Source organism: Hydrogenivirga caldilitoris (genome assembly GCF_003664005.1).
In the GTDB taxonomy this organism is placed as follows: domain Bacteria; phylum Aquificota; class Aquificia; order Aquificales; family Aquificaceae; genus Hydrogenivirga; species Hydrogenivirga caldilitoris.
In genome coordinates this window covers 322,430-337,559 of sequence record NZ_RCCJ01000001.1, presented here as the reverse complement: position 1 = coordinate 337,559, position 15,130 = coordinate 322,430, and the positions used below count along the sequence as shown (strand labels likewise).

Below are 15,130 nucleotides of genomic sequence, written 5' to 3'. Positions count from 1 at the left end.
GGGCACGGCGAGTGGGTAAGCAAGTTTATTATTTAATACTTTGATTAAAGGGGGGTAGGTTAAATGAGAAGAAGTGTCTATATTCTCTTTCTTTTCTCCTTAATTATCCTGTCGTGTGCAAAAGTTGTTGATACGGGCAGGCGTAGTTTTGATAGCTCAAAGACGTATGCGGTCGTGCCCTTTGAAAACTACAGCGATACTCCGTTGGCAGGCTACAGCGTTGCCTCCATAGTGGAAGGAATCTTAAGAGCCAAAGGATTCAGAGTTTCTGAAAGAGTATGGAATTACAAATCTACAGACCCAACATCGGAGGAGCTTTCAGAGATACTAAAGAAGGCTAAAGATAATGCAGATTATGTTATATACGGAACCGTAAATGAATACAGGTATAAGACGGGGATAGACGGAGAACCGGCAGTCAGCATAACAGTATATGTTATCGAGACCTCTACGGATAAGGTGGTTTATGGGGCTTCTCTTTCATCAACGGGATGGGCACACGAGTCCCTCGGCACCGTAACACAGAAACTTTTAAGAGGAGTTTTCCAGTAAAGGATGGTAAATTTTCTTATACTTCTGGAAGTTCTCGGATTCGCTGTCGCTTATACGATAATTGGCTTCCTTCTGAGAAGGGAAGATCCTTTCTTTTTCAATACTCTTCTCTCTCCATCAATTCTCATATCTATGGTTCTGTCTCTTTACTATGGTTTCAGGGGAGGGTTGCCTTTTGTTGGCTTGCTCTCTTTAGCGTCCGTACTACTTTATGAGAAGTTCCCCATTCCGGAACTACTTTGGAATACTATCGTAGTCCTGATAGCTTCTGAGTTCAGGTACTACTGGTCAAGACGGATAAAAACTGCCGAGTTTGAAAGGGATTATCTACAGGAGCATATTGACAGGCTCAAAAAAGAGCTCTTCTTACTTAAGTTGTCCCACGACCAGCTGGAGTTTAACTACATAGTAAAACCTTACAGTCTTAGAAGAATGATAAAGGAGTTAAGGGAGAAGATGTTGATAAATAAAGAGGATAAAGCCCTCGTGGAGTTTTTCCTATCTATACTGAGTTATAACTTTCAGGTATACAAAGCGGGTGTATTTAAACTCGTAGACGATAAGGTAGATTACATCGCCGGTATAGGCGGTATGGAAAAAAACCTTGATCTTGAAAGTCCGCCAATAAAGGAGGCTATTGAATCGGAAGAAAGCTACTATCTTCCTCCTAAAGCCCTTAAAAAGGTACTTGAAGGAGAGGATGATACAGAATCAAGATACCTTGCAGTTATTGTTGCTTCTTCAGAAAGGGATAGGTATTTACTTGTGATCAAGGACATGCTCTTTGTCAATCTCAACGAAGAAGTACTTACCTACATCCAAATACTTATGCAGTATATTGTGGAGGATATCACCTTCGCTAAGAATATAGCCCCTCTGTACAAGAAGGAAAGCAGATACTGTGATTACGAGTTTGTAAAAGAGCTCTACAAGATGGCGGAGTTGAAAAGAAAGCTCGGTGTATTAAGCAGTATAGTGGTCTTTAGCTCTCAAAATCTGACGGAAGAGGACCTGTATGAGATTGAGCACTCCGTACGTTCGCTGGATTTGGTGTGCTATATCCCTACTAAAGGCTTGGTGATTTTCTTATTGCCCTTCACAGCTCCCCTAAACGCTAAGAGCTTTGCTAAAAGGATTCAGGACAAACACACCAATCTTGAACTCGTTCTGGTCCATGAAGTAAAAGAGCCCTCTCTTGAAAGCATACTTACAGAGGTAAGAAACAATGTTTAAAAATATACCGATAGCTACAGTTACGGAAATAACCGGGCTTCTTTTGGTCTTAAAATTCCATAATATACAGAGTGTATTACTTTATCTTGTTTTTCACGGGCTGGCTTCATGGTTAATAGCAATTGCCTTAAGGTTGCTGATTAAGCAAGAGTTTAGAAAAGGGTCAATCAGGACGTTTAGCTTCCTGATATTTCTGTCGGGACCGGCAGGATACGTTTTAGGACTAATGCTTTATATAACCCTGATGCTTAAGAGGAGAGTTAGCCCTGTGATATACGATAATGTGAGCCCGGAGTTACTCCCCGAGGTTGAGTTTAGAGGCAGAAAGCTGGGCGAGTCTTTGGGACAGATAAGGAATCCCGTTATGGTTCTGTATATGAGCAAGACATATAACCCTGTTGCCATAAGTTATCTCAAGGAATCCGTGGCGGATGAAGAGGATGAGGTGAGGCTCACAGCCTTTGCCACCCTGTCCCGTATAGAATCGGAGATAGTGGAGAGGATAAACCTATTTAAGAAAGATTTGGAAAAGGTAAAGGGGAAAAGGGAGCGGTTCGCCGTATTGTTTTCCTTAGCTGAGCTTTACTGGGAGATCGTTTACTTGAATATCGCCGATAGGGAGTTGCAGGAGTTTTACCTCGCGGAAGCCGAGAAGTATGCCCTTCAGGCTCTGGAGCTTAAGGAAGATCCCCGAATGGAGTTCCTGCTTGTAAGAATATACCTGCATAAAGGAGATTATGATAATGCAGCGGAACATTTAGAAAGAGCCGAAAGATTAGGTTTCCCTAAGGAAAGGTTGATACCTTACCTGCTTGAGGTCCTTTACAAGCGGGGTGATTTTAAGAGGATGTTTGAGGTGGTTAACAAGTTCAGGGGAATAATGCCCTCGGAACCCAAAGCCGCTTCTATTATAAGGGTTTGGATGTGAAGCTATGATAGACAAGGGTGAGAGGATAGACGTTCTATTCATAGCGGAGGGTACCTATCCCTATATAAGAGGAGGAGTGTCAACCTGGATACACCAGCTGATAACCGGAATGCAGGACATAAAGTTCGGTGTTCTGTTTTTGGGTTCCAGAGAGGAGGATTACGAGGGTATAAAATACGACCTGCCGGATAACCTCGTATTTCTAAAAAGCTTCTTCCTATTTTCAAAGCTGAGTCTCCCCCCTCCCGAAGAGAGGAGAGGTAAACCTCAGGTAAGGGAACTGATTACACTCTTTTCTAAGAGCCCGTCTCCCAAACTGGCTGATCCCGACTTTTACAGGGAGGAGGTTTCTTTTTCCGACTTTCTTTACGGGAAGGAAACATGGTATATGCTTGAGGAGCTCTACGAGAACTTAGATCCAGATATTCCCTTCATAGACTTTTTCTGGACGGTAAGGAACATTTTGACCCCTCTCTGGGTGGTCGTTAATGCCCTTGATAAGTTAAGGGATAAAGATATAGGAGTTGTCCACAGCCCTTCAACGGGATACGCCGGTTTCCTCGGAGCTCTCTTGAGGATAAGCAAGGGAATACCCTATATCGTTACCGAACACGGCATATATACACGGGAGAGGAAGATAGACATATTAAGTTCCGCACAAATTAGATCTGCCCGAGACTTCCTGATGGACAAATACGATATAGATATCGTTCGAAAGATATGGATAGACTTCTTTATCAACCTGGGCTACATATCTTACAGATCTGCCGACCGTGTTTACTCTCTTTTTGAAAGAGCCCGCAACATTCAGACAGAACTGGGATGCCCTCCTGAAAAGACGGAGGTTATACCGAACGGAGTTGACATAGCAAAGTACAGACCTTTGCGCAGGAAACCTGACGAAGATGTTCCTCAAAGAGTAGCTCTGATAGGAAGGGTTACACCAATCAAAGATGTGAAAACCTTTATAAAGGCTATGAAACTCCTAACCGATAAGCTTCCTCAAGCGGAGGGATGGATAGTGGGACCGGAAGACGAAGATCCTTCATATGCCCAAGAGTGTCGTATGCTGGTAAAAGCCCTTGGGCTTGAAGGTAAGGTTAAGTTCCTCGGTTTCAGAAAGCTTGAAGAGGTCTTCCCCACGATAGGTTTGACCACCCTGACCTCCGTTAGTGAAGGTATGCCCATAGTGGTTCTTGAATCCTTTGCGGCGGGTGTTCCGTGTGTTACCACAGACGTCGGTTCGTGTAGACAGCTTATATACGGGGGACTCAACGAAGAGGATAAGAGAATAGGTAAAGCAGGTGAGGTCGTTTCCGTTGGTAATGTGAGCAAACTTGCGGAAGCCTATGAGCGATTGCTCACAGATAAGGAATTGTGGTTCAGATGTCAGGAAGCTGCGGTGAGAAGAGTTGAAAACTTCTACTCTATGGAAACCTTTTTAAAAAACTACCAGAACGTGTATGAAAGTTTTTTGGGGGTAGGAAGTGGCAGGGATTTCCATTGAGCTTAAAAAAATTTTACAGAGGGAAAGTCTCTTAAATCTTCTGGCTGCGACCGGATACTCTGCGGTTCTGAGTGCCGGGAACTGGGTAATTGCAGTTGCATCCATATTTATATTTTCCTTAATCGCAAGTACGGTTGCCCGGGACCCAAGTATACCGATAATCTATCAGGTTTATATAACTTATACTGTCGCTCTGAGCCTTATAATTTCCGGACCGATTCAATTGATGTTCACCCGGTATGTAGCGGACAGGTTGTTTGAAAAGGAGGTAGATAGAGTTCTACCTAACTATTTTGGTGCTCTCTCCCTGGGCATGTTTATCTCACTGGTTATGGCAATGCTGGCTTCCCTTTACTTGTTCAAAGGAGAACCTTACTACTATCATCTCGTTTTCAGCTTTACCGTATCGGTCCTTGGAGGATTGTGGATAACAAACGCCCTCCTTACAGGGCTTAAGAGCTATAAGCATATTCTGATTTCCTTCGCAGTATCCTATCTGCTCACAGGTTTGGCGTTGATATTTACCGCAAGAATAAGTCTCTTCGCTACCTTTGTATCTTTTTATCTGGGTCAGTGTCTGTTGCTGTTTCTGCTTACCTACAGGGTGGTGAGGGATTACACCTCCGACAGGTTGTTTGAATTGGACTTTTTGAAAAAAGGGAGGTCTCATTATTCCCTTCTGCTCTCCGGCTTTTTTTATAACTTTGGTATATGGGCTGACAAGTTAGTTTTCTGGTTCAGTCCCTACACAGGAGACCCTGTGTTTGCAAACATAAGATCATCTGTGGTTTACGATATTCCTGTCATATTTGCTTACGTATCCCTCGTACCCGGACTTGCTATATTCTTCCTAAAGATCGAGGCTGAATTCTTCGCCGAGTATGACAACTATTACCGGGCTGTAAGAGAGTGGGGCAGACTTGAAGATCTTTACAGGCTCGGTAATAAGATGATTGAGGGAGCAAAGGCGACTTTTTATGAGACTCTCAGGGCACAAGGCATAGCCGTTATTCTAATTCTGCTCTTAGAGGAAGCGGTCTTTAAACTTTTCAAGCTGTCTCTGGTCTACATACCGATGTTCAATATCCTTCTTATAGGTGCTTTGCTCCAGCTTTCCTTTATGGTTCTATTCGCCTTGCTATCCTACTTTGATAGGAGAAAGGATATCCTCATAATAAGCGGTGTATTTGCCTCTGGTAACCTTCTACTCAGTGTGCTGAGCCAGATTCTCGGTCCTTACTTTTACGGCTACGGATACGCTCTATCCCTTTTGATCTCGTCGGTAATCGGTATGATTCTCGTGAGGAGGTTCTTAAGTGAGGTACATTACAGGACTTTTATGCTTGCTGATTAGTTTTACACTGAGCTTTGCTAACTCTCCTAAATGTGTTCTGTTCTTATATCACCACAAGATTTTTCCGGAGGAGATCCTACATACATACGACTGGATAATCTTGGATGCCGATTCGCCAATTATGGAAGTTATAAAAAACAAGAGCTTTTATTTAAGGAGAAATTCCAAGTTGATAGGTTACATAAGCGTTGGTGAGATTGAAAAGTTCAGGAATTACTACGAGGATATTAAGAAGTACGCAATAGGAAAAAATCCCGTGTGGGATTCCTACATCGCCGATTTACGTAAAGAAGGTTATGTGAACTATATTCTTGACGTTGTTGCTAAGCGCATAGCGGATAGCGGGTTTGACGGCTTTTTCTTGGATACTCTTGACTCATATAAACTCGCGGTAAAGCCCGAAGAGTATGTGGAATTTGAGAGAGCGGAAGTAGAACTTATAAAGAATCTGAGGGCAAGGTATCCGGACAAGTTGATAATACTGAACAGAGGTGAAGAGATACTTGAAAGGGTACACAACCTTATAAATGGCGTTGTGGCGGAGAGTCTCTTCCGGGGTTTGGGTAAGGAAAGGGAATACGGGGAGGTAACCGAGGAGGAAAGGGGTTATCTGCTTAAATATCTAAGCAGGGCAAAGAGTTACGGGCTACCTGTTGTTGTTATAGACTACGCTGACCCTAAGGATAGAAAACTCGCTAAGGAGCTGGTTTCTAAGATAAAGGCTCTCGGCTTTATCCCGTACGTTGCTGATAGAGAGCTATCCCGTATAGGTCACTCGGAGTGTGATTTGATTCCACGGAGGGTGATACTTCTTTACGACTCAAGTGTTTTTAAAGTAAGACAGGTTGCCGACGTTAATAGGTTAATTCAAATGCCCTTGGAGTATCTCGGCTTTATCCCTGAAATTTACGATGTGAACGAAGAGCTTCCGGAGGTTTATCCCGAAGCGGGCTATTTAGGAGTCGTATCTATGGGTATAAGCCACAGAAGTGTTAATCTTGACAGGTGGCTTTTAAAGGCGAAGGAGGAAGGTCTCAGGTTATTCTTCATAGAGGACTTTCCCTTTTCTAATGATGAGGTTTTTAAGAGTTTCGGTTTAAAGGTTGAGAGAAACAGGGACGTAGATCCTTCCGGTTTCAGGGTAAAAAGTTTCTACGAAGGTGCAGGATTTGAAGTACCGCTGATACTCAGGTATACGGACAGGTTGATTAAACCTATTGCGGGGAAAGCTCTTGTGGTGGCTCAGAACTCTTTAGGACAGGAGCACGTCCCCTTTGCCCTTACCAACTGGGGAGGTTATGCAGTGGACGGCTCCTTACTCAACGATGAAGAGCTCTGGGTTTATAACCCCTTTGAGATTTTCAGGATGGTGTTTTTAAAGGATCCTTTCCCGGCACTGGATGTTACGACGGAGAACGGCAGGAGGATACTTACAGCCCACATAGACGGAGATGCCTTCTTTGGCAACGCGGAGTTCTCGCCCAACAGAAATTTAGGTGAGGTAATAAGGGATGAAGTGATAAAGGCTTACGGAATTCCTCACACCGTTTCCCTAATAGAGGCGGATGTGGCTCCTTACGGATTGTATCCCGACAGATCGGAAAAGCTCCGGGCTATAGCTAAAAGTATATTCTCCCTACCCAATGTGGAGCCCGCCTCTCACTCCTTCTCCCATCCCTTCACGTGGCAAACGGACAGGTATTCGGAAAAGAAGCTCCAATACGGTTATAACCTGCCTGTAAAGGGTTACAGTTTTGATCCTGTCAGGGAGATAAAAGGTTCGGTTGAGTTTATAAATCAGCTTTTAGAGGAAACAGGAAAGAAGGTAAAAGTGTTCCAGTGGACCGGGTCTTGTGACCCTGATGGGGAGGAAGTGGAGCTTACTTACAAACTCGGTATTTTCAACGTAAACGGGGGAGATACAACAGTAACCGAAGCCGAGCCTTTCCTTAGAAACATATCTCCTATGGGAGTTAACTTCGGACCTTACTTTCAGGTTTACGCTCCTATTCAGAACGAGAACGTGTACACGAACCTCTGGACGGGACCTTTCTGGGGCTACATGAACGTTATACAGACCTTTAAACTCACGGATAAACCTTACAGGCTTAAGCCCATATCCATTTATTACCACTTCTACTCCGCTCAAAAACAAGCTTCCCTGAATGCTCTCAAGAGAGTTTACGAGTATGCTCTTTCGGAAAGGACGAATCCGATGTTCCTTTCGGAATTTGCCGCTCAGGTCTTAGACTTCAGAGAGACCGCTTTACTTAAGGAGGGGAATGGATTCAGGATAAAAAACTCCGGTCATTTGAGGACGCTCAGGGTTGACAGGAGTATGGGCTATCCGGATCTCAGGAAGAGTAAAGGCGTAATAGGCTTTTATGAAAGGGGCAACGATATATACGTAAACCTTGACGGCACCGGAAATTACTATCTGGAGTTTACAAAGGAGAAGGTGAACTGGTTCAATCTTGAGGAAACCAACGGGCAGGTTGAGTCCGCAAAGAGAGAGAACGGAAGGATACACCTCGCTATTAGGGCATACGTTCCGTTAGAGGTCAAACTGGATACGGGTCCCTGCAACGTAAGTATAAATGGGAAGAGGCTACCCTCGGGCTTGCAAACCTATAAAGGAGGTTACAGAGCTGAGATTGAAGCGGTCTGTCATTACTGAAATATTCCCTTTTAGGGAGTTTATAGCTTTTTTGATTGTTTTCATAGGTGTAATGCTGGCTCTCTTTCCGGGGTGGCGTATGAAAGAAATCCTTTCCAGCGATACTATAACGAACGTAGATCTTCGTATAAAGTACCTTGAAAGGGTTACAGAGTTCAGTAAGGAGCCGGATCTTCTCAGGGTGTTAGCGGAGAGTTACTTGATGAAAGGGGAATATTATAAAGCCATACGGGTAGCTGAAACACTTTCAAACTACAAAAATAAAGAGATAGAAGCCATTATGCTGATATACAGAATAAAAAAGACCAGCTTTTTTGCACTTAAAGAAGATGAAGAAAGGAGAGCCGTCCTGAGTGATATAAGGAAAACCCTCTATACTTTGGCGAATAAAAGTGAAGATATAGAGATACTTAAGTTCGTTTACAGAGAAGGTATTTCCATGAACTTGCCAGGCGTTTCCCTCTATGCGGCTCAGAAGATAGCAAAGAAAACTGGAGATAGTAATTGGGTAGAAAAAGTGGTAGAACTCGCGGTCAGTATGGGTGAGTATTCAGTAGCACTTCCCTTTATAGACATTCTTGGAGAGGAGAGTAAGAAAGGGGCTCTGCTCAAGTATAGAACCCTATTAGAGACAGAAAATTACGGGGAGGCGCTGGGTGTTCTTACAAAGCTTTTACAGAAGTATCCCGATCTGCGGGATAAGTACATAAACGACATTCTGTGGTTATCTGTAAAAGTTAAGAGGGATGTGGGTTTTCTACTGCTTTCTTTAATAGAAGAGGCGAGAGGTGAGAAAAGAAAAGCCCTTATAAAACTGGCAGTGAACTATGCTCTCGGAAGAAAGAATGTGAATCTGGCAAAGAGGATCATAAAGAAATATGCGACCGCTTACGTTGAGGACATTGAATTCACCAGTTTTATGGTCAAGTCGGCGCTTGCCACAGGAGATTCCGCTTTTGCGGGGAACATAGCCGAAAAAGTAGCCAAGAAGATGGGGTTGTTGAATGGTTAGGTTGCTGATACTTGTGCTTATACTGGTGACCGTATCTTTCGGAGAGGTGTATTACTGCCTTCAGCTCGCCAGCTCTGAACACCTTAATGACCTGAAGAGCGTCTTCCCCCTCGTGGAAAACTACCCCGATGCGAGGATAGAACTGATAAAGGGTAAGTACACTATAAGGGTCGGATTTTTCAACACTAAAGAGAGGGCAGGGACTCTCCTAAAGGAGATCCGTCGCTTCAAAGAGTTCCGCGATTCCTTCTTGAGAACATGCCTTTATAAACCGGAGAGGATAGTTCTTTACGGAAAGGGTGGTGATATGAACGATCTTATGAAGCTGCTCCTGTCCGCCCTGATAGGCTCTGGAAAGCAGGAAGAGGCAATCAAACTGGCAAAGAAAGGAACACAGCTCTTCCCCCAGGATCCCTTTTGGTGGGATAGGTACGCCACGTTACTTATATGGAATAACAGGAGTAAGGAGGCTCTAGAACCAACTCTAAAGGCTTATAATCTGACGGGAGATAAGAAGTATGCGGAAAGAGCCTTTTCCTTAGCCCTTTCTCTGGAGAGATACGATATAGCTGAAAAGTTGATAGATGAGGTGAAACCTTCGTACAAGTTAGCCCTTGAAGTATACAAAGGGCTCGGTGAAGTTGAAAAGATAATAAAGCTCTTAAGAGCACAGGAGGATAAAGAGGCAAAGCATCTTCTTGCTGAGATACTTTTTTATACGGGTCAAAAGAAAGAGGCTCTGGAAGTTATCGAAGAAATTGAGAACAGGTACGGTGTTGATACAGCGCTCGTTTTGCTAAAAGCAAATATCCTTTACTCCGAAAAAAGACACTGGGAGGCCTATAAAACTTTGAAAGCCCATGCGCAGAAGGAACCTAAAGAGGGAGAATTTTGGGAAACCTTCTCGGACCTCGCATGGATGCTTGAGGAGTATGAGGATGCTTTAAAAGCCTCCTTAAATCTTATAAGCACAGGTGAGGGGAGGGCGGAAGATTACGAAAGAGCTTCCCTCGTGCTTTCCCGCAGAGATCCGGAGAGGGCTCTCCGGCTGAGCCTTGAAGGATGGAAAAAGTTTAAAATCCCTTCACTGCTGGAGACAGCCCTGAACATAGCCTATAAGAGCGAGATGTGGGACACCATACTTAGCTTAGCTGAAGGGGATAGTGAAAGAGAACTAATGCTGAGTAAGGATTACCTTTTGATCTATTACGTGAGCGCCTTATTAAAAACCGGCAGGAGAGATACCGCTTTTGAAATTATGGAAGACAGATTAGAAAAGGGCTTCTCTCCAGACCTGCTCACCTTCTACCTGTACACCCTTCTTGATATGGATAACCCTGAGAAACTGAAGACCGCCATTCGTAAATTTGAGCGGTATTCAACCCTACTGCCGGAACCCTTTATATTTGCTTACATCAAACTTCAATACGGTAAAAAAGCTATGGATCTCTATAGAAGGGCAGGTATGGACGACAAGCTTGTTCTTGCAGAGATTTTAACTGCTGTCGGTAAGGAAGACGAAGCAAGAAAGATCAGACATAAAGAGTTCCTCAAAAGGACTGAAGTATTAAAAAAATCCCCGGTCGTTGCTGAAGATTCCGATTTCATGCGGGATTATCTGTATCTGGCTTCCGAGTTCCTGAAGTCACCCGCTTATGAGAGGCTTCTGTTTGCTTCCCAGAGAACCCTGCCCTCCGATGTATGGAGAGAGGTCTACCTCTCCTACCTTCTGAGTAAAGGAAGGTACGATAAGGAACGCCGGCTGGTAAGATTCAGGGGCTATAAAGAAAAGGCGTGGATGAAGCTCAACAGGATGCTTCACTACGAGGAAAGGTATGGGATTAAAAATTTGCTTTCGGAGAAGAAGGACATCCTGCCGAGAAGGGATAAGGTTGAGGCGTACAGAAGGTTGTTTGCGTATGAGGGAGCGTTGAACACCGCCTTTGCGAGCCTTGAACACAGCCCCTACGATTATCGTCTCTACAAACAGCTCAGAGATCTAACTATGGAACATGGCAATAACATGGGAGTCTCTGCAGGCTTTCTCAGCAGAAAAGGTTATTCGGAAACAAGAGAGACGTTCCACCTGATACTCAGAGACCTACAGCTCGGGTGGGGAGCAGAATTGGGTGCAGATGTGATGTTTCCCCTCAGTAAAGACAGCGATGTGGTGAAATACGCACCCGAAGGTTTTAAGGTAAGTGCAAAATTTACAAAGAGGTTTGAACGTAGCCGGTTTGACCTGCAATTAGGTGTGTTCAAAAGATTGAAAGCTAATCCCTTTGTGATTGGTAGTTACGAAACTAACTGGCTTAAGAGGACTTCCGTGACCTTCACTACAGGTATCAATACTGAGACATACGAGACCATATATCTTTACCTTGGGGGTGTAAAGGACTTCCTGCGGTTGTCCGCTTTCCATAACATCACGAACAGGGTGGGTCTATCTCTGGAACTGGAGGGGAGTAAATTTCTCTCCTCTGATAGAACGGAGCTCGGTAAGGGGGCTTCCTTCACCTTATATCTGGAACGCTGGCTAAGGCTTAACTATCCGGACATTAGGATACAGGGATACGGTCAGTTAGCAAACTACTCCTCGAGTGGAAAATTGGGAGATACCGTTTCCGTATTACCTGACCCTTCTTATCAGGTTCTCCCTGAAGACTATCTGGCAGCCGGTGTTGGCGTCTATATAGGTTACATAAACAAGGAAACTTACACGAGGGTTTGGAGACCTTTCTTGGGCGTAGATCTGGGAGTAAACAGCCGGTACGGAATCCTCGCCGGACTTGAGGGTGGTTTGGGCGGAAGCCTGATAGATAGAGATCACTTTACAATCGGATTTAATGTTAATCAGAACGCCGGTGGCGTAAAGGAAACACTAACAAACTTAAGACTTGATTACAGAAGATGGTTTTAAATAAAAACTATGTTCTACGAAACCATAGACGATATAACTGCAGACGCTGGAATAAGAGTCTGGGGGAACTCACTGGAGGATGTTTTCTGCAAAGCGCTCCTTGCGACCTTTAACGAGATGACGGATATAGCTACGGTTGAGAAAAAGGAAAGCTATGAAATACAAGTCCGTTCTCCGCTACCCTTCCTCCTTGCGGACCTTATAAATGAAGCGATTGTCCTACACGAAAGCAAAGGTTTTGTTGCCTCCGAATGCGAGGTTTTGAAGCTGGAAGATGACAGTGTAAAGGTAAGACTTAGGGGAGAAAAGTTTGACCCTCAAAAACACCCATCCAAACTTGTGATAAAAGCTGCCACATACCATAGATTAAAGGTAGCCAAAGAAGGAGAGAGATACGTTGCAGAGGTAATCTTTGATATATAATACCTGCATGGACATACTTGAGATAATGGACATACTGCCCCACAGGTATCCCCTGCTGCTTGTTGACAGAATCACCGAATACGAAGAGGGGAAGAGGATAGTAGGGATTAAGAACGTTTCGGTGAACGAGCCTGTGTTTCAGGGACACTTCCCAGGATTCCCTCTCTTTCCCGGGGTTTACGTCCTTGAAGCCATGGCTCAGGTCGGAGGGATACTTATGATAAAGTCTCTCAATTTAGAGATAGGCAAGTATGCGGTTGTTTTCGCAGGTATAGATGATGCCAGGTTTAAAAGGCCTGTTTTCCCTGGAGACCAGCTCGTTATGGAGCTTGAAACCCTGTCTTTAAAGAAAACCCTCTCCAAGATGAAGGGAACAGCCACCGTTGATGGTCAAGTTGTTGCCGAGGCAGTTCTTTACGCTGCTGCCAGGAAACTTGAAGAGGTCAAAAGGTAATCACCTGTACCATAGCTCTTTTGGAAGAGGCACTACCTTCTCCCCCTCCTTAAACATAAGGAGATATTCCCTTACAAATTTTTCCTTGTAAAACTTTGGATTTCTTTTAACCCTTGAGTGGACAGCATTCAGGATTAGGTTTCTGCCCCTCTCCACCTCAATAAGCTCGGTAAGCCTGTTGGAGGCGAGCTTTAACTGGACCACCCTCTTCAAGTTAAGGTCTGAAAACACAAGATTTGTAAGCGTATTAACCAAAGATAGGATAAGAAAACCGTAAGCTAAACGCTTAATTAGTAAGGAATCTCCTGAATTCCTCTTTACCCCAGAACCTTGCTCCATAACCAAGCTCTTCTTCTATTCTAAGAAGCTCGTTATACTTTGCAATTCTATCCGAACGAGAAGCAGAACCAGTCTTTATCTGTCCTGCGTTCGTCGCAACGGCAAGGTGTGATATGAAAGCGTCTTCTGACTCACCGGAGCGGTGGGATATAACAGCTGTATAACCGTTCTCCTTAGCGAGGATTATAGTATCCAGTGTCTCTGAAAGAGTCCCTATCTGATTAAGCTTCACCAAAATGGAGTTGGCTATACCTCTACCTATGCCCTCTTTAAGTATTTTTGGGTTTGTGGTGAAGAGGTCATCCCCAACCAGTTGAACTCTTCTGCCAAGCCTTTCTGTTATCTCCTTCCACCCGTCCCAGTCGTTTTCCGATAGAGGGTCTTCAATGGAAATTATCGGGTACTTATCTATAAGCTCCTCATAAAAGTCAATGAGTTCTTCGGAGGTGAGCTCCTTACCCTCCAGTGTGTATTTGCCCCTCTCATAGAACTCCGAAGAGGCACAGTCAAGGGCTAAAAGTATGTCCTCTCCAGGTTTGTAACCGGATTTTTCTATCGCAAGTAGGAGAGTATCAAGGACCTCTGTCGTTGAGCTCAAATTTGGGGCAAAACCCCCCTCGTCACCCACGTTAGTTGAGAATCCTTTATCCTTGAGAACCTTCTTTAAGGTGTGAAACACCTCAACTCCAGCCCTGAGAGCCTCCTTAAAAGAGCCTCCGCATACAGGTGCTATCATGAACTCCTGAATATCAAGAGGGTTATCAGCGTGAGCCCCACCGTTTATAACGTTCATAAGAGGGACGGGGAGCCTACTCCCAAACTTTCCTCCGAGGTATTCATAGAGGGATACGCCCAGCTCCTGGGCACTCGCCCTTGCAACAGCCATACTAACAGCCAGAATCGCATTCGCACCAAGCCTGCTCTTGTTCTCCGTTCCGTCCAGCTCTATCAGTGTTAGGTCTATCTCCCTCTGGTCCAGAGACTCCATACCGCACAGTCTCTTGGCTATCTCGCTGTTTATGTTGTCAACAGCCTTAAGAACGCCCTTCCCGTGAAACCTCTTGGGATCACCGTCCCTTAGCTCAAGAGCTTCTCTTTCTCCTGTTGAAGCCCCACTGGGAACTATAGCCCTTCCGACAGCTCCACTTTCCAAAACAACCTCAGCCTCAACTGTTGGATTTCCCCTTGAATCAAGAACCTCTCTTCCGTGAATCCCAACTATCGCTGACATGGTTTAATATTTTAGCCTAAATGTTTGAATCTTTAGAGCTGTGGGCAAAGAACCTCGTTGAGCATTACGGTTATATAGGTATATTCCTTATATCTTTTTCTGAAAGCATCGTTCAGCCGGTCCCCCCTGACCCTTTCATAGCTGGGGGAACTGCCCTGGGGCTCAACCCGCTTATCGCCTCCTTAGTGGCAACCCTGGGAAGCGTTCTTGGGGGACTTACAGCCCATACACTGGGGTTAATATTTGGAGAACCTCTCACTAAAAAGCTTTTAGGTGAAAAAAACTTCCTGAAAGGGGAAGCCTTCATGAACAGATACGGCGTTTTCGCTGTCCTTCTGGGAGCTTTGACCCCGGTTCCTTTCAAAGCTATATGCTGGCTCGCAGGGATATTTGAGATGCCCAGAATTCCCTTTTTATTAGCCGCCTTCATTGGCAGATTGCCGAGGTTCCTGGTCTTTGCCTATATGGGAAGTATGTTCGGATACTGAAAGGATAAAAGC

The 15,130-nt window shown here is 44.5% G+C and carries 13 protein-coding genes; 11 read left to right on the top strand and 2 right to left on the bottom strand.

What is annotated here, in order from left to right; translation table 11 throughout:
• Window positions 1–63 precede the first annotated feature (63 nt).
• The 10 genes from BCF55_RS01875 to fabZ all read left to right on the top strand — a co-directional run bounded on the left by BCF55_RS01875 (window position 64) and on the right by fabZ (window position 13,060).
• Window positions 64–552, top strand: coding sequence for a DUF4136 domain-containing protein (locus tag BCF55_RS01875; RefSeq protein WP_121009241.1), 489 nt, complete (start codon window positions 64–66; stop codon window positions 550–552).
• 3 nt (window positions 553–555) lie between these two features.
• Complete coding sequence (locus BCF55_RS01870) at window positions 556–1,785, top strand: PelD GGDEF domain-containing protein (protein WP_121009239.1); 1,230 nt, start codon at window positions 556–558, stop codon at window positions 1,783–1,785.
• A gap of 244 nt (window positions 1,786–2,029) precedes the next feature.
• Complete coding sequence (locus BCF55_RS01865) at window positions 2,030–2,713, top strand: tetratricopeptide repeat protein (RefSeq protein WP_147425001.1); 684 nt, start codon at window positions 2,030–2,032, stop codon at window positions 2,711–2,713.
• A gap of 4 nt (window positions 2,714–2,717) precedes the next feature.
• The gene (gene pelF, locus BCF55_RS01860; protein WP_121009235.1) at window positions 2,718–4,220 is read left to right on the top strand and encodes a GT4 family glycosyltransferase PelF; all 1,503 of its coding nucleotides are present in this window, start codon (window positions 2,718–2,720) and stop codon (window positions 4,218–4,220) included.
• The gene (pelG, locus tag BCF55_RS01855) at window positions 4,201–5,574 is read left to right on the top strand and encodes an exopolysaccharide Pel transporter PelG (RefSeq protein WP_121009233.1); all 1,374 of its coding nucleotides are present in this window, start codon (window positions 4,201–4,203) and stop codon (window positions 5,572–5,574) included. The genes pelF and pelG overlap by 20 nt, the downstream gene beginning before the upstream one ends.
• Before the next feature lie 121 nt (window positions 5,575–5,695).
• Window positions 5,696–8,251 (top strand): endo alpha-1,4 polygalactosaminidase, encoded by a 2,556-nt coding sequence (locus BCF55_RS01850; RefSeq protein ID WP_121009231.1) that lies wholly within the window; start codon window positions 5,696–5,698, stop codon window positions 8,249–8,251.
• Window positions 8,252–8,330: 79 nt separating this feature from the next.
• Window positions 8,331–9,263, top strand: coding sequence for a hypothetical protein (locus tag BCF55_RS01845; RefSeq protein WP_147425000.1), 933 nt, complete (start codon window positions 8,331–8,333; stop codon window positions 9,261–9,263).
• Window positions 9,256–12,183, top strand: a complete 2,928-nt coding sequence (locus BCF55_RS01840; RefSeq protein ID WP_121009227.1) for a tetratricopeptide repeat protein — start codon at window positions 9,256–9,258, stop codon at window positions 12,181–12,183. The genes BCF55_RS01845 and BCF55_RS01840 overlap by 8 nt, the downstream gene beginning before the upstream one ends.
• A gap of 9 nt (window positions 12,184–12,192) precedes the next feature.
• A complete protein-coding gene (locus BCF55_RS01835; protein WP_121009225.1) occupies window positions 12,193–12,606 on the top strand; it encodes an archease in 414 nt (137 codons plus the stop codon).
• Window positions 12,607–12,613: 7 nt separating this feature from the next.
• The gene (fabZ, locus tag BCF55_RS01830; protein WP_121009223.1) at window positions 12,614–13,060 is read left to right on the top strand and encodes a 3-hydroxyacyl-ACP dehydratase FabZ; all 447 of its coding nucleotides are present in this window, start codon (window positions 12,614–12,616) and stop codon (window positions 13,058–13,060) included.
• On the opposite strand, the gene BCF55_RS09640 is transcribed toward fabZ, so the two are convergent.
• The gene (locus BCF55_RS09640) at window positions 13,061–13,273 is read right to left on the bottom strand and encodes a hypothetical protein (RefSeq protein ID WP_147424999.1); all 213 of its coding nucleotides are present in this window, start codon (window positions 13,271–13,273) and stop codon (window positions 13,061–13,063) included.
• A 73-nt stretch (window positions 13,274–13,346) separates the two neighbouring features.
• Window positions 13,347–14,630, bottom strand: a complete 1,284-nt coding sequence (gene eno, locus BCF55_RS01820; RefSeq protein WP_121009219.1) for a phosphopyruvate hydratase — start codon at window positions 14,628–14,630, stop codon at window positions 13,347–13,349.
• Between the two features lie 20 nt (window positions 14,631–14,650).
• On the opposite strand from eno, the gene BCF55_RS01815 reads away from it, so the two are divergent.
• Window positions 14,651–15,118 carry a YqaA family protein gene (locus BCF55_RS01815; RefSeq protein ID WP_121009217.1) on the top strand — a complete coding sequence of 156 codons (468 nt, stop codon included), beginning with the start codon at window positions 14,651–14,653 and terminating at the stop codon, window positions 15,116–15,118.
• Window positions 15,119–15,130: the final 12 nt, after the last annotated feature.